General features: G+C 35.4%; 19 protein-coding genes and 1 other RNA gene. 19 read left to right on the top strand and 1 reads right to left on the bottom strand.

Features of this window, described 5'->3' with window-relative positions; genetic code table 11:
- Complete coding sequence (locus tag H3T80_RS08215; RefSeq protein ID WP_198201363.1) at positions 1–1281, top strand: virulence factor family protein; 1281 nt, start codon at positions 1–3, stop codon at positions 1279–1281.
- Between the two features lie 36 nt (positions 1282–1317).
- On the opposite strand, the gene H3T80_RS08220 is transcribed toward H3T80_RS08215, so the two are convergent.
- A complete protein-coding gene (locus H3T80_RS08220) occupies positions 1318–2235 on the bottom strand; it encodes a DMT family transporter (RefSeq protein ID WP_198201365.1) in 918 nt (305 codons plus the stop codon).
- A 569-nt stretch (positions 2236–2804) separates the two neighbouring features.
- Here H3T80_RS08220 and H3T80_RS08225 point away from each other — a divergent pair.
- The 18 genes from H3T80_RS08225 (at position 2805) to H3T80_RS08310 (ending at position 19600) form a co-directional block, all read left to right on the top strand.
- A complete protein-coding gene (locus tag H3T80_RS08225) occupies positions 2805–3785 on the top strand; it encodes a D-glycerate dehydrogenase (RefSeq protein ID WP_198201367.1) in 981 nt (326 codons plus the stop codon).
- Positions 3786–3849: 64 nt separating this feature from the next.
- Positions 3850–4214, top strand: a transfer-messenger RNA (tmRNA) gene (gene ssrA / locus H3T80_RS08230).
- A gap of 187 nt (positions 4215–4401) precedes the next feature.
- Positions 4402–5652, top strand: a complete 1251-nt coding sequence (locus H3T80_RS08235; RefSeq protein WP_198201369.1) for an integrase domain-containing protein — start codon at positions 4402–4404, stop codon at positions 5650–5652.
- Between the two features lie 745 nt (positions 5653–6397).
- On the top strand, positions 6398–6787 hold the full coding sequence (locus H3T80_RS08240) for a terminase small subunit (protein WP_198201370.1): 390 nt from the start codon (positions 6398–6400) through the stop codon (positions 6785–6787).
- 475 nt (positions 6788–7262) lie between these two features.
- A complete protein-coding gene (locus H3T80_RS08245) occupies positions 7263–7898 on the top strand; it encodes a hypothetical protein (protein ID WP_198201371.1) in 636 nt (211 codons plus the stop codon).
- Positions 7899–8384: 486 nt separating this feature from the next.
- Positions 8385–8585 carry an AlpA family transcriptional regulator gene (locus tag H3T80_RS08250; RefSeq protein WP_198201372.1) on the top strand — a complete coding sequence of 67 codons (201 nt, stop codon included), beginning with the start codon at positions 8385–8387 and terminating at the stop codon, positions 8583–8585.
- Positions 8586–8803: 218 nt separating this feature from the next.
- A complete protein-coding gene (locus H3T80_RS08255; RefSeq protein ID WP_198201373.1) occupies positions 8804–9556 on the top strand; it encodes an antA/AntB antirepressor family protein in 753 nt (250 codons plus the stop codon).
- A 179-nt stretch (positions 9557–9735) separates the two neighbouring features.
- Complete coding sequence (locus H3T80_RS08260; protein WP_232350165.1) at positions 9736–10428, top strand: host cell division inhibitor Icd-like protein; 693 nt, start codon at positions 9736–9738, stop codon at positions 10426–10428.
- A complete protein-coding gene (locus H3T80_RS08265; protein ID WP_198201375.1) occupies positions 10421–10648 on the top strand; it encodes a hypothetical protein in 228 nt (75 codons plus the stop codon). The genes H3T80_RS08260 and H3T80_RS08265 overlap by 8 nt, the downstream gene beginning before the upstream one ends.
- Positions 10641–10850 carry a hypothetical protein gene (locus H3T80_RS08270; protein WP_198201376.1) on the top strand — a complete coding sequence of 70 codons (210 nt, stop codon included), beginning with the start codon at positions 10641–10643 and terminating at the stop codon, positions 10848–10850. Before H3T80_RS08265 ends, H3T80_RS08270 begins: the two co-directional genes overlap by 8 nt.
- A complete protein-coding gene (locus tag H3T80_RS08275) occupies positions 10847–11026 on the top strand; it encodes a hypothetical protein (protein WP_198201377.1) in 180 nt (59 codons plus the stop codon). The genes H3T80_RS08270 and H3T80_RS08275 overlap by 4 nt, the downstream gene beginning before the upstream one ends.
- A 5-nt stretch (positions 11027–11031) precedes the next feature.
- On the top strand, positions 11032–11406 hold the full coding sequence (locus H3T80_RS08280) for a hypothetical protein (RefSeq protein WP_198201378.1): 375 nt from the start codon (positions 11032–11034) through the stop codon (positions 11404–11406).
- A gap of 10 nt (positions 11407–11416) precedes the next feature.
- Positions 11417–13768, top strand: a complete 2352-nt coding sequence (locus tag H3T80_RS08285) for a primase-helicase zinc-binding domain-containing protein (protein ID WP_198201379.1) — start codon at positions 11417–11419, stop codon at positions 13766–13768.
- A complete protein-coding gene (locus H3T80_RS08290; RefSeq protein WP_198201380.1) occupies positions 13765–14091 on the top strand; it encodes a hypothetical protein in 327 nt (108 codons plus the stop codon). The genes H3T80_RS08285 and H3T80_RS08290 overlap by 4 nt, the downstream gene beginning before the upstream one ends.
- 16 nt (positions 14092–14107) lie before the next feature.
- Positions 14108–17416 (top strand): tape measure protein, encoded by a 3309-nt coding sequence (locus tag H3T80_RS08295; protein ID WP_198201381.1) that lies wholly within the window; start codon positions 14108–14110, stop codon positions 17414–17416.
- Positions 17417–17466: 50 nt separating this feature from the next.
- Positions 17467–17925: a hypothetical protein gene (locus tag H3T80_RS08300; RefSeq protein WP_198201382.1), complete on the top strand. Its 459-nt coding sequence runs from the start codon at positions 17467–17469 to the stop codon at positions 17923–17925.
- A 7-nt stretch (positions 17926–17932) separates the two neighbouring features.
- Positions 17933–18298, top strand: coding sequence for an HK97 gp10 family phage protein (locus H3T80_RS08305; RefSeq protein ID WP_370548321.1), 366 nt, complete (start codon positions 17933–17935; stop codon positions 18296–18298).
- Positions 18299–19129: 831 nt separating this feature from the next.
- Positions 19130–19600, top strand: coding sequence for a pyridoxamine 5'-phosphate oxidase family protein (locus tag H3T80_RS08310; protein WP_110448493.1), 471 nt, complete (start codon positions 19130–19132; stop codon positions 19598–19600).
- Positions 19601–19691 lie beyond the last annotated feature (91 nt).

A 19691-nucleotide genomic window follows, 5' to 3' on the forward strand; every position in this document is an offset into this window, starting at 1 on the left:
ATGAAAAAAATCATACTTTATGTTTTATTATTCATTATTTTAGTATTCATTACATTTTGTATTGCTAAAGGTTGGTACAGTTATAAAAACCAACGAACTGCTTCGGTTAATACTTTTACAATTAATCAAAACTTTACTATCTTATCTGCTAGCCCTAGACAGTCAGCAGAAGCTTCAGCAATAATTGTTGCGACACAAGATAATCACTTTACCGCTAATCAATTATTAACCTTATCTGAATCAATGGGTGCTAAATTGGTGCAATTTGAATTACAACCACAAGGAAGTTGTGCCGAACAACAAACACGCTTTGAACAAGCGAAGAAGATCTTAAATGAGGATAAATTTACTGTTGCCGGCATGCAAGAAGGTGCAGCTTTCGCTTATCGTTGGTTAAGCAAACAACAAGATGATGATGCTAAAGCTTTATCCATTGAGTTTACTTTAGATCATAAAGATTGCGACGCACCTTTACCTGCACAGGCCAGCCATGGAACATGGCAGGTTATTTGGAACAATCCACCTGATGAACAAGTGGCTATTTTTCCTCGCCAACAAAAACAGATTAAAGTAACCACGTCAATTGGTGAGTATCAAGCGTCACCAAGCGAACTGTTAAGTTTACATTTATCCTCGATTTTATTTGGTAAACATGAACCATTACCTGTCATTGAATTACCAGCTAAAGCTAATCCACAACATCCGAATAGTGCTACCTTTTATTATTCAGGTGATGGTGGTTGGCGAGATTTAGATAAAGTTTCAGCAGAATATATGGCTTCACATGGTTATTCGGTGGTTGGGGTCGATGCGTTAAAACTTTTTTGGCAACATCGCTCGGTTGAACGTAGTGCTAAAGATCTGACTTATTTAATGCAAGAATACCGTGATAAATGGGGTGTGAATAAATTTGTACTAGCGGGTTATTCTTTTGGTGGTGACATTTTACCAGCACTATATAATCGCTTATCCAAAGCAGATCAACAAAGCGTTCAAGCATTGATCATGATTGCTTTTTCTAAAGATGCTAATTTTGAAATAGAAGTCAGTGGTTGGCTGGGGCAATCTGGCGATGAAATGAAAACAGCACCTGAGGTTGCGCAGATTCCGGAAAAGAAATTATTCTGTATCTATGGCGCAGAAGAGAAAGATAATAGCGGTTGCCTACAACCGGAGATGAAAGGCGAAGCATTTCAACTACCGGGTGGCCATCATTTTGATGAAAATTATCAGCACTTAGGGCAAATTATTATGCAAGCTATCGACAAACGTATGCAATAAATGTTGCGATTTAAGTATTATTTTTAAATAAAAGCATTAATAAAAAATTATAAAAATATTAATGCTTTTTAAGTTTGATTTTACCTTCTGATAGAATACGCCACCAAGTGTAAATAAGGTACCTATTGCCGCAATCCATGTAAAAGGTTCATCTAAAATTAATACTGCATTAATAATTGTCAAAATTGGTACTAAATAGATATAGATGCTAATTTTGACCGCACCCACTAATTTTACCGCATAGTTCCAAGAGGCAAAGCAGATAGCTGAAGCACCGACGCCTAAAAATAAGATATTCATTAAGTTTATTGGTTGCTCAAATCGAGAAAAATTCCATTCAAAACCAAATAAATACAGTGCGGGTAGCATAAACATTAGACCGTAAAAAAAGAATCTTCGCGTCAGCAAAATAATATTGTAACCATAGTTACTACTTTTTTTAGTTAAAATTGAATAACACGCCCAAAATAGGCAAGCAAACACCGCCAGTAAATCACCAAGTGGATTAACCGATAATACAAACTGACCATTGAAGCTAATTAAGGCTATACCTATCATGCCGAATAGACAGCCGATATAAAATACTTTCGCTGGTTTTTCAGCCTTAAGGAAGAAGATGGCCAATATAGCAGTAAAGACTGGAGCTAGTGTGGTGATCACACCAACATTTGATGCGGTAGTATAGGTTAAAGCAATATTTTCACAAAGAAAATAACAAGTGACACCACAAAATCCAGCGCCAAGGAACATCAACTCTTGTTTAATCCCTTTCCAAGTGAAAAAGCGAGGTGCTAACAACCAAAGCGTGATATAACCTAAGGTAAAGCGAAAAAAGAGAATTTCAATCGGTTTAAAATCTGTCAGTAAAACTTTGGTGGCAATATAAGTGATTCCCCAAATAAACACTGTCATCAGTGCGATTAGGTGGCCTTTTGTCCTTGATGAAAATAACATAAAAATTCTCTCTGCTCACTTATTAGTATTTAAGCACCATCCATTACCTTATTACTTAGTTACCAGACTAAATATACCAAATAAATTGAGAATAGATAAAAGGCTTGATAATAATAAAAATAACACTATTTATTAGAATAATGAAAATCGCTAGATATTAACTTGCTGTTAATAATTGTTCAATATATTTTCATATATCGATTATTTATGTAGATTATATAATTCTATAGCAGGACTAGTTAGTACTAATAAAAATTGTAGGCAAAAAAAATCCACTCAAAAATGAGTGGAGGGCAAAAAAATGAATTAACGTAATCTGAATATATAGACAGACTAAATCACAAAAAGTTCCAATTAATTTCAAAAAAATTTAATATTTTTCCAAAAAACATTCTATTATATTGATTTATATAAATAATTATTTTAAAAAATATTTAAAAAAATATAAATATTTCTCATTTTTCAGCACAGAAAAACTAATTTGCTTAAAACTTAATTTCATTGCAAATTTAAATAAGCTAACGCTATACTGCGGTAAAAATAGTCTATATAGCTATATAGGAGTATTTATGAAAAAGAATGTTGTTTTATTTAGTAAAATTCCAGCTGATCAGCAAGAAAGACTAGTGCAAGCTTTCAATCTAACACTATTTCAAGGTGATCCCAAAACCGATATTAGTGAATTTATCCAAATATTAGCCAATGCTGACGGTATGATTGGATCTAATATTCCAACTCGGATTGATGATAATTTTTTACAACAAACCCCTAAATTAAAAGCGGCGGCGACAATTTCAGTCGGTTTTGATAATTATGATTTGCTTGCTTTGAAAAAACATGGCGTCCGATTAATGAATACTCCGAAAGTTCTCACTGAAAGTACCGCTGATCTCATTTTTACCCTACTCATGGCTACCGCTCGTCGAACCGTTGAATTATCTAATCTTATTCATAATGGTGGTTGGAATAAAAGCATCACACCTGAATACTTTGGTACAGATATTTATGGTAAAACCATTGGTATTTTAGGCATGGGCCGTATTGGTCAAGCCATAGCTAAACGAGCACATTGTGGTTTTGATATGAACATCCTATATTATAATCGTTCAGCCAATGCCCATGTTGAACAAGCCTATCATGCTAAACGTCTTGAACTAGATGATGTCCTTAAACAAGCTGACTTTGTTGTTATCATTTTACCGCTAACCGATCAAACAAAACGACTTATTACTAAACAAAAATTAGCGTTAATGAAATCATCAGCTATCCTTATCAATGGCGCTCGAGGTGCAATAATTGATGAACAAGCGCTCTATGAAGCATTAAAAAATAAAACAATTAAGGCTGCTGGCTTAGACGTTTTTGAAGTTGAACCATTAGCCAAAGATTCGCCATTATTAAAACTTGATAATGTTTTATTATCACCACACGTAGGTTCAGCAACCACTGAAACTCGATATGCCATGGCCAAATGTGCTGTTGATAATATTATTGCCGCATTAAAACCAGAACAACCAACTGAAAATTGGGTAAATCCTGAAGTCGGATAACTTGTATTACTGCTTGAATTCACCTATAATGCCCCAATATTTTCCAAAAATACCAACCACAATTGGGGCTGATTCTGGATTCGACGGGATTTGCGAAACCCAAGGTGCATGCCGAGGTGCGGTAGGCCTCGTAAATAAACCGCAAAAAAATAGTCGCAAACGACGAAAACTACGCACTAGCAGCTTAATAACCTGTATAGAGCCTTCTCTCCCTAGCCTCCGCTCGTAGGACGGGGATCAAGAGGAGTCAAACCTAAACGAGATCGTGTGGAAGCCTTGCTTGGGGCGGAAGCATTAAATTTAATCAAGCTAGTTTATCAGTGGCGTGTTTGTCCGCAGCGGGTAAGCGAAATTTAAAGACAAACTACGCATGTAGTACCAAGGATGTAGAGATTTCGGACGCGGGTTCAACTCCCGCCAGCTCCACCAATTCACTATTCAGTAACATTCTTTTAAATCCTTTAAAACACATCAAAACCAACAAATACAAGGCTTAAATCCTATTTTATTATTCATTAAGCACCAGTAAGATACATTTACAACCAGAATTTTTAGGACTATATTAAGGACTACATAAACATAATAAAATAATTTCATAGTCCCATAAGAGTAAAGTATGCCTAAAAAAGTAATTCCAATGACTGATACACAAATAAAGAATGCCAAGCCACAAAGTAAAGATTATCCTATTTATGATGGAAATGGTTTGCTTTTACTTATTAAGTCAACAGGCACAAAAATATGGCAATTTAGATATTACCGACCTATAACTAATAATAGAACTACTGTAAGCTTTGGAAGTTATCCAGAAGTTTCGCTACAACAAGCACGAAAACAACGAGACGAAGCACGCGAATTAATTAAACAAGGTATAGATCCTCAAGAACATAAAGCAGAACTAGAACAACGCAAGCAAGACGAAATAACCAGTACATTTAAAAAGGTAGCTACTGACTGGTTTAAAGTTAAGAGTAGTAAAGGATTAACTGAAATTACATTAAAAGGTATTTGGAACTCATTAGAGTTACATATTTTCCCTTACATCGGTAATAGTTCCATCTTCAAATTAAAGGCAAAAGACTTCATCAAAGTTATGGAGCCATTAAGAGCAAGTGGCAAATTAGAAACGATTAAAAGGCTTTGCCAACGCATTAATGAAATTATGTTTTATGCTGTGAATATAGGCTTAATTGAGGCTAACCCAGTAGTCAAGATTAAAGATGCATTTGAAAGCCCTACAAAAGGACAAATGCCAACAATCAAAGCACAAGAGCTACCTGAATTTATGCAGGCTCTTGCTATGGCTAGAATTGAATTACAGACGCGTTGCTTAATTGAATGGCAACTATTAACAATGACCCGTCCTAATGAAGCTGTAGGAGTGAAATGGCAGGAAATTGACTTTAATAATTGCTTGTGGGTAATTCCTGCTGAAAAAATGAAGATGAGAAGAGAACATACTATCACTCTTAATAAGCAAGCTATGGCACTTCTATCAATCATGAAACCTATAAGCGGTCACAGGGAACACATTTTCCCAAGTCTAAAACCTCCTTTTTCCACTCCCATGAATAGCCAAACAGCGAATATGGCAATTAAACGAATGGGATATAAAGATAAGTTAGTGGCGCATGGATTAAGAGCTTTAGCGAGCACAATATTAAACGAGCAAGGCTTTGACCCTAATGTTATTGAAGCCGCGCTTGCTCATGTTGATAGTAATAGCGTTAGACGGGCTTATAACAGAGCTACTTATTTGGAACAAAGGAGAATTATGTTAGACTGGTGGGGCGACTTTGTCGAGCAAGCCAGTAAAGGGAATGTCTCATTGTCAGGTAACCGTAATCTAAAGCTAGTTAATCATTAACCATATCACGCTATTCATACCGTGCCCCATATTTGGGTTATTCACTTCAATTCTCCATAATAACCACTCCTCATATCTGAGGGGTGCTTTTTCAAATGTCATCCTTTACATTACAAATCAGTGCGTTAGTCGTAACTCAGATTTGAGTTACGCACAACATATACTTTGCTTATTTAATTACCCCCCGTTAATTTAGAATTTATCAGATAACTATACATACTATACATAAATACAAAAAACTTGATATATATTAATAAATTATATTATGTATACTTATTTTTTAAGTGTTCATAAGTATTCATTACTATACATACATCTATATCTTTTAGATCACACATATAACAGTATGATTTATATTAATATTACGGACAACCCAAATATTCAATTTGTTAATAATCAATATATTATTATTTCGCTTGATCATTAGGCAGCTGAATGGTGATTTCCACCATACAGTATTAAATTTGTAATCTGCTAAAAAGCTAGCAGATTTATTGCATTGGCTTGAGTTACTCAACCATAGATATTTATGGTTACCCATTTAGTAATAACGGTCAAAAAAATTATTTCAATTCGCGGTTTTGCATAAAAAGCAGAGGGGCGGTTTTGAAGGCAAAAAGTTGTAGAAATTTACTACCCCCTCCTCTTGGTTGGCTTAGTGAATTTTTGGACACGTTAGAAAGCAATCTGATAATTCGCCTTGTTGGATTATAATAGCCTTATTATTAGTAAGTTAAGTGGTAATATGGCAGGGCGAAAATCAAAGATAAAGGACATGTTAAAACTAGGGCTAGAGTATTTGCATAAACAGGGCTATATCAAAAATGGCGAAATCATTCCCTCTATGGCTGGACTGACTTTATATGCTAACTGTTCAAGGTCGAGTTTATATAATTATGCAAGTTCAAGCGAAGAATTTAAGGACATGTTAGAACTTATCAAAGCACGCCAAGAAGTGGAGTTGATTAATAAAGGCTTAAAAGGTGAGTTTAACGCGAGTATTGTCAAATTGATGCTTGCTAATCATGGCTATTCTGAAAAGCAGACATTAGATCATCAATCTATGGGAAATAGCATTATAGCCAAATCAAAACCAATGCGCATAGAACTAGTATCGCCACCATCAAGAATTTAACCACCTGACAAGCAAAGAGCATAAACTTGTTACCTGCTCAAGTTTTAGATGCTCAACTTGAGCCACTTCATATGGAATTTAAATACCTAAAAATCTATTTAATATAGGTATCCAAACAAGTATCCAGTAAAAAGGTATTTAATAAATGGATACCAATTTAATCATAAAAGGCAGTTATCTTCATAATAAAGACAACTTACAAATCCCTTTCATGGGGTTGAATTTAAAAAGCCATCAAAGGGCTTACTACTATCTTGCTAGCGTACGAGCCTGAAATTTTGATGTAGCGCGACGGCTCAAATATTTATTATTATTTTTTATTAAATCTCTCATTTACCTATCCTCAAAATATTATTTTACTCCTCCAATTTTACCATGATTGTATTTCTGTATATAGATACAGTGTTATAATGTATCTAACTGTATGTTAAAGTATTATTTGAATCTAGCTAATATCAGCAAGTAGGAGGAATGCATGGTAAGTTTTGCAAAAATGGGGGTTTTCGAACAAGCAACTAAGTTACCAATAATCGAATCTAAAGAACTAGCTTTACTATTATGCGGTTTAGATCCATATATTAAGATAAAAGAAATACCTCAAGACAAATTAGCTGATTTTCGTTCTTATCGAAACTATATCCAGCGTTGCCTAACTTCTTATAGTGGAAGCATGTACCAAACAGGATTTGCAGATATTATGTTTACTATAGCTTATATTTTAATTGATGAAGATGTCACTCCTGAACCAGTAAAAAAGCGAGCATTAAAAGCTATTATAAATATAACTGAAACTCAAAAGTGGAAAGAAACTCTCTACAAAATTGGAGGTAAAGATTTAGTTGATAAAGGTACTGAACTATCTAAAAGCCAAAGAGGACTGTATAAGAAAGACGAAGAGCAAACAAATATCTACAAAATGACAGGCATGTTATTAAAGCTAATTGCCGAGAAACAAGGTAATTCATATGGAACTGCTGAAAAACCTAATATTGCAGCAATCAAAAAAGCTATAGATGAGATGGCAGAAAAAAATAACTTAAATTTAGATGGTTTATCCAAATCTTCTTTTTATGAAAAAGCCAAGTTAGCACTTTCTTATACTCAAAACTAATCTTCTAATTTAAATGACCTGTTTCCTAAAAATCCGTTGGTCATTTTTTCTAATTAAAAAAATTATCTCTATAAATAATAATAATTTTTACTCTTTTCCCCCTTTTTATACTTATTCCTCTTTTTCTCTTTGCGCCCAAATTGTGCCGTAAAATTTGTAAAAATCTGTAAAGATTAATAAAGATCTGCAACGCCCTTAAACGATTTACAAAATCATTCAAAAAAACCAAATTGACTTATATTGACCCTAATTTACCTAAATAAAATGAAATATTCAGAATAAAAATAAATAAAACAATAAGGTATATTCTAACTTTTTTCCATATTAAAGTGTTTTTTATAGCATCAGCGGCGGATCATTATTTTAATGGAATAAAATTATTTTGGTGGAATTGCATTTATTTCAAAGTAATTCCTAATTCAATGGAACACTAGGTATTTATCCAGTATCATAATGATAACCACTGATGAATAAAGGAAATAAAAAATGACAAATACAATCCTATCTAAGAAAGAAGTTAAAAATTTACTTCACTTCAAATCTGACACTAGTCTTTATACGCTAGAAATGAAAGATAAAACCTTTCCACAAAAAATAAGAATCGGCTTGCGCCGCGTAGGGTATCGCGCTGATGAGATTTACTCTTGGCTTGAATCTCGCAGAGTAGAACGTCGAGAGGTGGCTTAATGGTGATAAAGCAAAACCCTTTATATCGCGAAATGATAAAAGGGCTAACACTGGAATAATGACTCTTCCAATGATAGCCAATCTCGCGTTAAGTGTCTAGCTAAAAAACACCGAAATAACTAATTGATTTTAAAGTAAAACGAAAAAACTCGTTACGGTCTCCCCTTGCCTAAATTCAGCTAAAAGGGGAATTTTTCGACACGCTAGGAGTAATACTTATGACAGATTTTAATAATTTAGTACCAGTAATAGAAACGCAATTCAACGGTAAATTACAGCAAACAGTTAGCGCCAAAGCATTGCATTCTTACTTAAAAGTAGGAAATGATTTTTCCACATGGATAAAGGGAAGAATAAAAGAATATAACCTAATTAAAGGTGATGATTTTTTAACCTTTGATTCATTAGAATTCAGGAATCAAAGTGCAAATAATGAACAGTGGACAACTAAGCGAGGCGGAGACCGTAAAAGTATTGATTATATTCTCACGATTGGAACCGCTAAAGAATTAGCAATGATTGAAAACAATGAACACGGGCGAGCTATCAGAAAATACTTTATTCGTTGTGAAGAACACCTTAAGAACATTGCACCCGCCATCCAAAAGAAAGAGCTAAAACGCTTAAAAGCACGAAATGAAGTTGCAAACTATAGCCGTCCTATGTGTGATGCATTAACTCTACACAGGCTATCACTTGGCAAAGAGACAAAACCTCATAACTATACTAACGAATTTAATATGATTAACGGTATTGTACTAGGTATGACAGCTAAAGCTTTCCGAAAAACTCATAATATAACTGGTGATATCCGCGATTACCTCAATGAAGAACAACTAAACCAAATAGCTTATCTTGAGCGTTCTAATATTACACTAATTGATTTGGGTTGGAGTTATGAGCAAAGGAAAGATGAACTAATCAAGCTATCACAAAGCTACATGACTAGATTAATTGGTAAAGAGGCTTAATCATGACTACAAGTTTATATAACAATCTAGCAATACTGATGTATCCCCAACCCTTAAATAATCGCCCTGTGAAGCGTTACGGCGCAATTTTCCGACACGTTAGAGAAGATTTTATTGATATCACTACGCGCGCGTGTATGCATCGGGAAACTCATTGCATGGGGTTGAATTTCAAAAATATGTTTCTTGAGTCCATAAAAAGGGAAAGCAGAATACTAATAACTAGGTTTTGTCAGCCCATAAAAAAGGAACCAGGAAAACAAATACCACCAAAAAGTGGTATTAAGCTGGTAAATTATTTCTTATTTGGCTTGGTGAGTCTTTCGCGTCAATCAGTAATAACGAAGGTAAAAATAAAAAAGCGCTTGCATGAATTTCAGAATTTGGGCTATATTAATCTTGCACTAGCAAAATCTAGTGTCAGGATTGGAACCCTGTTTATCCTACTGGCGACACATGACGCCCTAAGCGTCTTTTTTTGTGTCAATGCTTGCGCGCACCTATTTATCAAATCTTTTTCTATGGTGGCGTTAGTGGGGCAACCGAAAGGTTGGCTAGTATCCAGTAGAGCTAGTAGTTCCAACCCTGCTAATGTCACCGCCAACGAGATTGGAACCTCTAGCGGTGATTATCTTAATAATTATCTACTGGAGGCTGTCATTATGACTACTACCCCTAACCCTATTGTATCCACACAAAAACTATTTAAATTTTACGACCTTTCAACCGCTCAAGTTATCCAAACTACAGCTACAACTGAACGAGAAGCACGTAAGAGCTTAGGCAAGCAATCGCTTATCTTTATTGCCAGAATTCGATTAACCCCAATCATTGAACGAGCTAGAACTTGGGGAGGTTATAGCCATGAATAACCATCAATTAGTTTGTAAAGTTGAAGGCACACTTCTTCAAGTTAAAAGTATGGCAAAAATCGCGCTAGATAATACAAATTACAAATTATCAGGGTATGACGAGCCTTTTATTAACCAATCGGATATGAGTAATTTGCTATGGGCTATAGTCGATTTAGCAGAGCAAGCCTTTGATGATTTACAGGAATACCACTTATTAGGGGGTAAAGACAATGGCTAATATCTCTTTAGATGCAATTAATACTATTAACTCAAAACTAGGTCAGGCAGACGCAATAACAATGCTTTTAATGTGTGAATGCGATTCAGGTAGTCAATTAAGCGATGAACTACGCTCATATGTGCTTGGTGCGATATCAGACCTAATAACTGATTCTAAAAAGCTATTTCGAAGTGAAACAGAGCGAGGGGTCAGTAAATGAACGAGTTTGACTTTAAATACAATAGCGATGGAACCATCACCGCGCTAAGGCTCAAAAATAACAAATATGTGGAAATTCTTTCTTTTGGCAAGGCAGACATTCCTCACTTGCTAGCAGATGTAACCAAACGATTACCGCCCGAAGTTAGGCGATATATGGAACAAATTAAGGAGTAATTATTATGGATAACCAACAAAGAATAACCGCAATCCACCATATCATCGTTGATTCAACTATGGCGATAGTAGCAAGTCTGTTTTTAATTGAGCAGATTAACAAAAATGATAGTCAGGTATTTATTCATGAAGGCACTAAGATTGATATTAACAAAGATTTAATTGTCTTAGGTTTAGATATCAATCTTAAGCAATGCTTGATTGAGGATTTCGGAGAAAAAGAGGGATTAAATCGCACTTATGGAATGTTGAAAGACATGTACATAGAAAGTACAGATACCCCTTTAGCATTAACCTCATTAGGACAAGAATTACTTTCAACATTGTTTATTGATTTAGTCGAGGATATCAAAGCTGAATCTAACGGGACAATCCATTAAGGGGGCGGTAATGAGAATAAATGAAATTACCACTCAAGCGGTAGGTAAATGGCAATCAATCTTTAGTTCATTAGGTATTGAGGTGGGTAATGGTAGACATTGCCCCTGTCCCGTCTGTGGTGGTAAAGATAGATTTAGATTTGATAATAAAGATGGGCGCGGTACTTATATCTGCAATCAATGCGGTAGCGGTGACGGCTTAGAGCTTATTAAAAACTATTATCATTGTGATGCGAAAGAGGCGAGCAGTAAAGTAGCCGAATGCTTAAATTTAAGAGACACCTCCACAAGCTCGGATTTGAAATCCGACCTACAAGACAACATACCAGATAATCCTGTATGTAAAAAGGTTAACTATTTACTATCTAAAGCAATATTAGGTCAATCGGATTACCTCACTGAAAAAGGGTTAACGTTCGATTTAACCTTGCTAGATGATGGGCGTATCTTTGTACCTTTGATTAATATCAACAGTGAATATACAGGCGGTCAATTTATCGAGCCAAATGGAAATAAGCGCTTAATGAGAGGCTCAAATAAGAAAGGTGCTTTTATATGGGTTAACCCAAAATTGGGCAGACCTGACGAGGTAAACAAAGAATTACTCACAGCTACCGAGATTATTATTTGTGAGGGATTAGCCACAGGGATATCGATAGCGGAATTCCGCCATCGGTCACTGGTGATATCTGCTATTGATGCAGGCAATCTTATTCATGTGGCCAAAGCTATCCGTGAGGTTAATTCTACCGCAAATATTATTATTGCCGGTGATAATGATATAGGTAGTCATAAAAACACGGGTAAAGAAAAAGCGATAGAAGCGGCTACTGCGGTAAATGGTTATTACACAATCCCCGATACAGATTATAAATGTGATTGGGATGATTATAGGCAACAGTTTGGACTTCAGAAAACTTCAGGTTTATTTGATAAAAACCTCATAAAACCAGAGTTATCCACCATAACAAAACATAACATGCAAAACGAGTTATCAAGCATGAACCTATCGCAAATGGCATCAAGCCAACGAGCGGAACTGCTTAATCAATATTATGATAATAACCTTGCGATTAATCTTACTACTGATGAAATTTATCACTATCAAGCTAATGCATGGCAACCCATTAACGATAAAGTCTTAATGCGGACATTAGCAGATTTATTTAATCAATCAGGTGAGCCATTTAATCCTATGCGCATAAGTTCGGCGGTTGAATCGCTCAGGTTATCACTGCCTATAATGGGAACACCTCAGAAAGATTTAATCTGTTTTAAAAATGGTGTTTATGAGCTGAAGACACAAACTTTTAGACCTCACAATAAAAAGGATTGGTTATTGGTGAGTAATGACATTGATTATTACCCTGCCAAAGAAAATGAATCCTTCGAAACTCACGCGCCAAACTTCACTAAGTGGTTAAAGAGAGCATCAGGCAATCAAGATAAGGCTCAAAACATACTAGCAGGGCTTTATATGATATTAGCTAATCGTTATGACTGGCAATTATTCCTCGAAGTTACAGGCGCAGGCGGTAGCGGTAAAAGTGTATTTGCTGAAATCGCAACTATGTTATCAGGCAAGAATAACACTGTTATAGGCACAATGGAATCACTGGAAAAGGCAAGAGACAGGGCGCTAGTTGTTGGTTACTCTCTTATCATTTTACCAGACCAACCGCGATATATGGGTAGTGGAGCAGGTTTAAAAGCCATTACTGGCGGTGATGAAGTTGCAATTGACCCAAAACATAAGCAACCCTATTCCTGCAAGATTCCAGCAGTAGTGTTAGTAATCAACAACGAAGCCATGCGATTTAATGAGCGCAATGGCGGTATATCAAGACGCAGGGTAATATTTCACTTTGGCGAGGTTATACCAGAAAAAGAACGAGACTTAAACTTGGTTAGCAAAATAGAGCAAGAGCTACCCTCAATTGTTAGACTGCTACTTAATGAGTTCGCCAACCCTAATGATGCTAAAGAAAGATTACATAAACAGCAACAATCAGAAGAAGCAACGACTATTAAAAGAGAATCTGACCATTTAGTCGATTTCTGTAGCTATTTTGACGCGTTAGACAGTCCTAATGGTATGTCAGTAGGCAATCTGGGTATTACCCCATTCAATCCAAGAAAGTATCTTTACCATTCTTATATCGAATACATCCGTAACACAGGGCTGAATAATCCCCTATCCCTTACCCAGTTCGGCACATCTTTAAGTTATGCAATGAACGAGAACGGCAAGCAATACATGAAGAAGCGCTTTACAGTAGGGGTTAAAACTAATTTAGAACTTAATTTAAATGCCAGTAAAGACTGGCTACCTAAAGCAGAACATGAGGAAATAAGAAAATGAAATCGTTAACCGCACTCGCTGACGCGATAGCAGAAACCTATGTTAATGAAATGATTGCAAAACAAGGAGATACAACATTTACATTTACTAAAGGCGAAGATACATACACAGGTACTATTACAAAAGAACTATTATCGGCAGGATTGGTAGAGTTAGCTGTATTTTGCACTGATAACGGTAAAAAAGGCAGTCCGTTCGATTATATAGCTGACATGATTAATTTTTATGGTAAGCGCTGGCAAATAACTGACTGGGGGAATGATGCTATCAGAATATATACCGAACAATCATTATTAAATATTAAAACACGCGTTTATCATTAATTAGGAGGTTATTATAATGCCAACTTATGTATCACCAGATAGAGAGTTTACAATTTACTGTAACGTAGAACTAAATGATTTATTAGAGGCATCAGACAAAGCCAGAATGGAGTTAAAAAAAATAAATAAAAGCGCTGCTGAGGCGTCAAAAGGAGTAGATAAACTTGAATCATCAGCAAAAAGTGCGGGTAACTCTCTTGGCAAGCTCACAACTATTGCTAAAGCGGTATCAGCGGCATTAGTATCAAGCACAGTAATTGCATATGCACAGAGTTGGAATGAACTTGAAGACCGCATCCAGAATACTGGTGCTACAGCATCACAAACTAAAGATATTTTGGATCAACTTGTGATTACATCTAACCGTAATGGACGACAGATTGAGGAATCATCAGAGCTTTATATTCGTTTGTCTAATTCTATGAGTGAGTTTGGATATAGTACACAAAGTACTTTGTCTTATATTGACACTCTATCGAATTTATTAACAGTTGATAAAACAAAGGCATTAGGCGCAGAATCGGCGATAAATGCACTAACCAAAGCACAGATAAAGGGTAAGCTGGCGGGTCTAGAAGCGATGTCTGTTTTTAGTGCAATGCCTACAGTTCTTAAAATACTCGGTAAGCAATTAAACAAAACCGAAGCCGAAGTCCAAAAAATGGCAATGGATGGCAAATTGTCAATGTCGCAGTTCACTAATGCGATGATTGATGCTCAGCAAGAAACCGCTGTGCTTGCTGATAATATGAGAAATAATATACAGGATGGGATGAATCGTATTGCTAATAATGCGAAACAGTATTTAGGAGAGTTAAATAATTCAACTGGAGTAACTAAATCATTCGTTGATGCACTAATTTTAATGTCTGAGCATATTGATATCCTAATGACTAGCGTGGGTGTTTTAGCGGCAATCTATGCTGGTAAATATATTACATCATTAGCAAACGCTACTAAGCAAAGTGTCGAAAAAACAATTGCTGATATGAGGCAAGCTCAAGCTGAAAAAGTTTTAATCCAAGCGGAAGTTGATAGAACCAGCCAAAACGTCAAAGCACTGCAAATTCAAAAGCAAAATATTATTATGGCGCAAGCTCAGTGTAATAATTTAAAAGCACAAACGGCATTGAATAAACAGCTTGAGGTGGTTGAGAAACAGCTTGTCACTGCTACGAATGAACATACAGCCGCACAGGCAAGACTTAACGTTGCGGTTAAAGCTACTTCTTTTGCGGCTAAAGGCTTACAAGCCACAATGGCAATGTTAGGCGGGCCTGCAGGGATATTGCTTATAGCGGCTGGGGCGTTGACGATATGGTCAAGTAAAGCAGAGGAAGCGAAACAGAAAGCCGAGAACTTTGCTGATACCGTTGATTCAATGAGTGAATCATTAAAAAATATGACATTTAATCAGTTGCTAGATAAACAACAAGACTATAGTGATAGTCTCGAAAACATCGAGGAGCAGATTAGTAAAACTAAGGGAAAAATAGAACAACTGAAACAATTAATATCGGGGCAGAAAGCTGAACTTGGCTCTTTTGCTCCATCGATTAAGGAAGATGAAAAACAGATAGTTAAATTAAATGCAACGTTAGATACACTGATCCAAAAGAAACAAAATGCAGAGAAAATAATAAGTTTTATTAATACCCTTTTAATCAATACGGGTGAAAACACTGATAATGCAGCAAAGAAAACAAAATCACTCGATGATGCTTTGAAAAGTGTTGGTGAAAACAAGATTGGCGATAAAGTGAAATCTTTATCAACTCAGCTTGAAATTGCAGAAATGAAGCTGGAAGGTTCAAAAAAAGCGGCTTATATTTATGAAAATGCACTTAATGAACTTGGTGACGCAGGGGAAGAGTATAAAACAACATTAAAGGGATTAATAACAGGGACAATTGAATGGTCTAAAGTGTCGGAAAATGTTAGAAAAATATTAGAACCGTTATTCACGGCGCTAGGTAAAGCTTTTGATGCAAACGAACGACTAAACGCAAGCAATAAAAAAGGACGAGGCGCTACAAAATCATATGCTGACGAAGTTAAAGAACTGAGAGATAGATTAGAAGTTGCTAAACTCGAAGCAAAAGGACTTACAGTCGAAGCCGAGCTGTTAGCGATCACCCAAAAAATGGGTAGCAAAGTTACGGCTCAACAAACAGCAGAACTTAGAAAGTTAATTGAGACGTCAGAAGCATACAAGGCGCTTGGCTCTCTAAAAAATCCAATTGATGCCGAAAATGATTCTTTCAACAAATCGAAAGCGACACTAGATAAGCTACATCAGCTCGGCGAGATAAAACAAGTTGAATATTATTCAAAACTTGAACAGTTAGAAAAACAACATCAAATCAATTTAGCTAAAATCAAATCTGATGCGGCAGTATCTAAAGTCGATGATGCAGTAGCTCAAGTTGACCCAGTTCAAGCCTTGCAAAATGAAAACGCACAAAAGTTAGCATTGATTCAAGAGTTTGAAAATCAAAAATGGCTTACTGAGCAAAGAGCTATTGAACTTAGAGAGGAAGCTAACCGTCAATTCGAGCAGAATAGAATCAATGCCCAATGGGAAATCTGGCGAAATCAAAGTGATGCTAATGAGTTTCTTGCTTCTTCTTTAGAGGGTCTAGCAAGCAGTGCTACTAGCACCATTTCTGGGTTAGCATCAGGCACTATGACAGCAACGCAAGCAATGCGGAACTTTGCTAATGTGATTTTGAATGAGGCAATAGGCTCACTTGTTCAAATGGGTATGCAGTACGTCAAAAATGCAATTGTAGGGAAAGCGACATCTGCGGCAACTACTGCGACCCAAATCACAGAGGCGGCAGCATTAGCGGCGGCATATCAACCAGCGGCTATGCTTGCCTCAATAGCAACGATGGGGTCAGCGGCAACCGTTGGTTCATCATCATATATGACAGCGCTAGGAACAATGAAGGCATTTTCGATAGCAGGTGCTCGCAAAAATGGTGGCCCAGTTGACGCTAATAAAATGTACCGAGTTGGTGAAGGAGGAAAACCAGAAATATTAATGCAGGGCGGGCGACAATATTTAATACCCGGCGAGAATGGGCAAGTTTTAAGTAATCGTCAAATCTCCTCAGGGAACAACAATATCCAATGGAGCTTTGTTGTCGAAAACTACGCAAGTAATGTTGAAGTAAGTCAACCGTCAATAGATTTCGAAAACAGAATCATTAAAATGGCAGTAAAACAAGCCAAGCAAGCAGTGGCAGGCGATATATCAAGTCATTCTGGTGACGTCTGGAACGCGATGTCTAATTCAACAAATGTTCAGTCTAAATTGTAATTGATATTATTATCTATTTTTCATACCATTACCTAAAAAAAGGATATGGTATGAAAAGAATTGCATTACTAGGTTTGGCTTGCTTTACGTTGTTTGGTTGCGGTGATGATAGTGGCGGTAAAGTTACTAATGAGTTTTTGGTTGGTAAGTGGGACTGCGTTAATAAAAAATATGAAAGTAACTATGATTCTAAAATGAACAAATACAGTGATTACGTTGAATCGAGTAGCTCACAAATAATTCAATCATATAAAGTTGTTAACGGAGTTTTATTATCCAAAACTGGGGATGAAGATGGTATCGAACTTGATTTGGATAAGTTTTATAACAATTTAACAACAAAAGGTAATAGTGATGATTGCGAATATACAACAATCAGAAATTTAGTAAAAAATTCAAGTAATGGATTTACGTTTGAAATGGAAATGATATTCAATTGTTCCTATGAAAATAATTTATTACATAAATTCAAAATAAAAAGAGATATTATCTGCACAAGAATAAAATAGGGCTAATATGGGAATAAAAGTAAAAGGCATTGATAGATGCATAAAGAGCTTTGATAAAACTATAAACAGAACAACAAAAAATGCGGTTAGAGCGATGCACGCGTCAATGATTGTAGGAGCTACACAAGCGGCAATCTACACCCCTATAGACACATCAACATTAATTAACTCACAATATCGGGAGGTCGTCATTAATGGCACTCGTATCACTGGTAGAGTTGGTTACACTGCAAATTACGCAGCTTATGTCGCAGACCCATCTATAAAAATGAAATTTAAGCGCCCTACTGCTAAAAAAGATTTTCTAAATGAGGGCTTCAAAGATGTAGAAGCTGAAATACTAGATATCTTTAAACGTGAATTATTTCGTTAAAGTTATAAACAATATATCAACCGCCTTGACTGGCGGTTTTTGTTTTTATGTATAGTAAAAATGTAGAGTTATGCATAGTTAAAATGTAGACCATACATAACGTAAACCCTTATAGAATAAGGCTTACAAGAAATGATGTATAGTATGCACAGTTTTTTATAAAATTTTATTTTAATGGGGGGTAGTTAATTTCTTTAACACTCAAATTTTGGGTACCGCCTCTTTAGACAGATTTTTACATCTGCGAAAAATCAACTTTAAATCAAAAAAAGTGAGTACTAAAAATATCCAATTTTAGGGGTCACTTTTTATTTTGGGACTACGTTTGGGACTACTTATTAAATAAAGAAAAAATAAAAACCTTTCTCAAAAAGGATTTAAAAGACCTTTTTCAACTCCCGCCAGCAATTAAAAACCAAATAAAATCAAATAATTAAAAATTAAAACACTGTTTCTATATATAAATCGACTACACACGAACTATATTAACACCCAGAAATGCACATAATTTATGCATGCTGTTATTTTCATTCGAACTAACCCACTGAATTTCATGCCAATAATTTACTATTTAATGACTTCCTTTTAAATCCTTTAAAACATATCAAACCAAAAGATAACATTAGCCTGTATTTGAAAATATATATTTCCAAGTGCAAAATAAATTGCACCTATAATAATATTACTTACCATCTAACTTAAGTTTTAAGGCTGTTGCAAATTTTGCAGAAATTCCAATTTAGGTTTAATATCAGTTCGGTATTAATAATAAAAACATATCAATCTATTATTACTTAAATCTAAGTTATCTATAATATAAAAAGGGTATCTATGAGACGCAAAGATAAAGAAATAACTAATCTTGATGAAGTGATCAATATTTTAGAACATACTGATGTTATTCGTTTAGCGATGAATAATGGCGATTTTCCCTATATTGTTCCTGTCAATTTTTGTTATGAACTAACAACAAATAATCAACTTATTTTTTATATTCATGGCGCAAAAGTCGGTACTAAAGTTGAACTACTCAGACAAAATCCTTTACTTAGCTTTGAGCTAGATACAGGGCACCAGTTAATTACTAATGAAAAAGCCTGCAAATATTCCTTTGATTATGCCAGTGTTATTGGCAATGGATGTGCAACCTTTATTGAAGAACCCACCGCAAAAATAGCGACGTTACAAGTAATGATGAATAAATTTGCTCCTAATAAAACATTCTCTTTTACCGAAAGCGATGTTAGACCAATTAGCGTCATAAAAATTGAAGTAAAAGCTTATACAGCTAAAAAACATTAAATTATAAAAGTTAATCAATGCTGGTAAAAAAACTCTAAAATAAGTGAGTATCAAAAATACCCAATTTTAAGGGTCACTTTTCGTTTTAGGT

The sequence above is a fragment of the Gilliamella sp. W8145 genome, assembly GCF_016101145.1.
Lineage (GTDB): Bacteria > Pseudomonadota > Gammaproteobacteria > Enterobacterales > Orbaceae > Gilliamella > Gilliamella apis_A.

Coding starts and splice junctions, on each gene's coding strand:
- H3T80_RS08275 (WP_198201377.1), top strand. CDS start 10,847: ATGAACGAGTTTGACTTTAAATACAATAGCGATGGAACCATCACCGCG.
- H3T80_RS08270 (WP_198201376.1), top strand. CDS start 10,641: ATGGCTAATATCTCTTTAGATGCAATTAATACTATTAACTCAAAACTA.
- H3T80_RS08310 (WP_110448493.1), top strand. CDS start 19,130: ATGAGACGCAAAGATAAAGAAATAACTAATCTTGATGAAGTGATCAAT.
- H3T80_RS08250 (WP_198201372.1), top strand. CDS start 8,385: ATGACAAATACAATCCTATCTAAGAAAGAAGTTAAAAATTTACTTCAC.
- H3T80_RS08260 (WP_232350165.1), top strand. CDS start 9,736: ATGTTTCTTGAGTCCATAAAAAGGGAAAGCAGAATACTAATAACTAGG.
- H3T80_RS08235 (WP_198201369.1), top strand. CDS start 4,402: ATGCCTAAAAAAGTAATTCCAATGACTGATACACAAATAAAGAATGCC.
- H3T80_RS08300 (WP_198201382.1), top strand. CDS start 17,467: ATGAAAAGAATTGCATTACTAGGTTTGGCTTGCTTTACGTTGTTTGGT.
- H3T80_RS08220 (WP_198201365.1), bottom strand. CDS start 2,235: ATGTTATTTTCATCAAGGACAAAAGGCCACCTAATCGCACTGATGACA.
- H3T80_RS08285 (WP_198201379.1), top strand. CDS start 11,417: ATGAGAATAAATGAAATTACCACTCAAGCGGTAGGTAAATGGCAATCA.
- H3T80_RS08290 (WP_198201380.1), top strand. CDS start 13,765: ATGAAATCGTTAACCGCACTCGCTGACGCGATAGCAGAAACCTATGTT.
- H3T80_RS08295 (WP_198201381.1), top strand. CDS start 14,108: ATGCCAACTTATGTATCACCAGATAGAGAGTTTACAATTTACTGTAAC.
- H3T80_RS08255 (WP_198201373.1), top strand. CDS start 8,804: ATGACAGATTTTAATAATTTAGTACCAGTAATAGAAACGCAATTCAAC.
- H3T80_RS08245 (WP_198201371.1), top strand. CDS start 7,263: ATGGTAAGTTTTGCAAAAATGGGGGTTTTCGAACAAGCAACTAAGTTA.
- H3T80_RS08240 (WP_198201370.1), top strand. CDS start 6,398: ATGGCAGGGCGAAAATCAAAGATAAAGGACATGTTAAAACTAGGGCTA.
- H3T80_RS08280 (WP_198201378.1), top strand. CDS start 11,032: ATGGATAACCAACAAAGAATAACCGCAATCCACCATATCATCGTTGAT.
- H3T80_RS08265 (WP_198201375.1), top strand. CDS start 10,421: ATGAATAACCATCAATTAGTTTGTAAAGTTGAAGGCACACTTCTTCAA.
- H3T80_RS08215 (WP_198201363.1), top strand. CDS start 1: ATGAAAAAAATCATACTTTATGTTTTATTATTCATTATTTTAGTATTC.
- H3T80_RS08225 (WP_198201367.1), top strand. CDS start 2,805: ATGAAAAAGAATGTTGTTTTATTTAGTAAAATTCCAGCTGATCAGCAA.
- H3T80_RS08305 (WP_370548321.1), top strand. CDS start 17,933: ATGGGAATAAAAGTAAAAGGCATTGATAGATGCATAAAGAGCTTTGAT.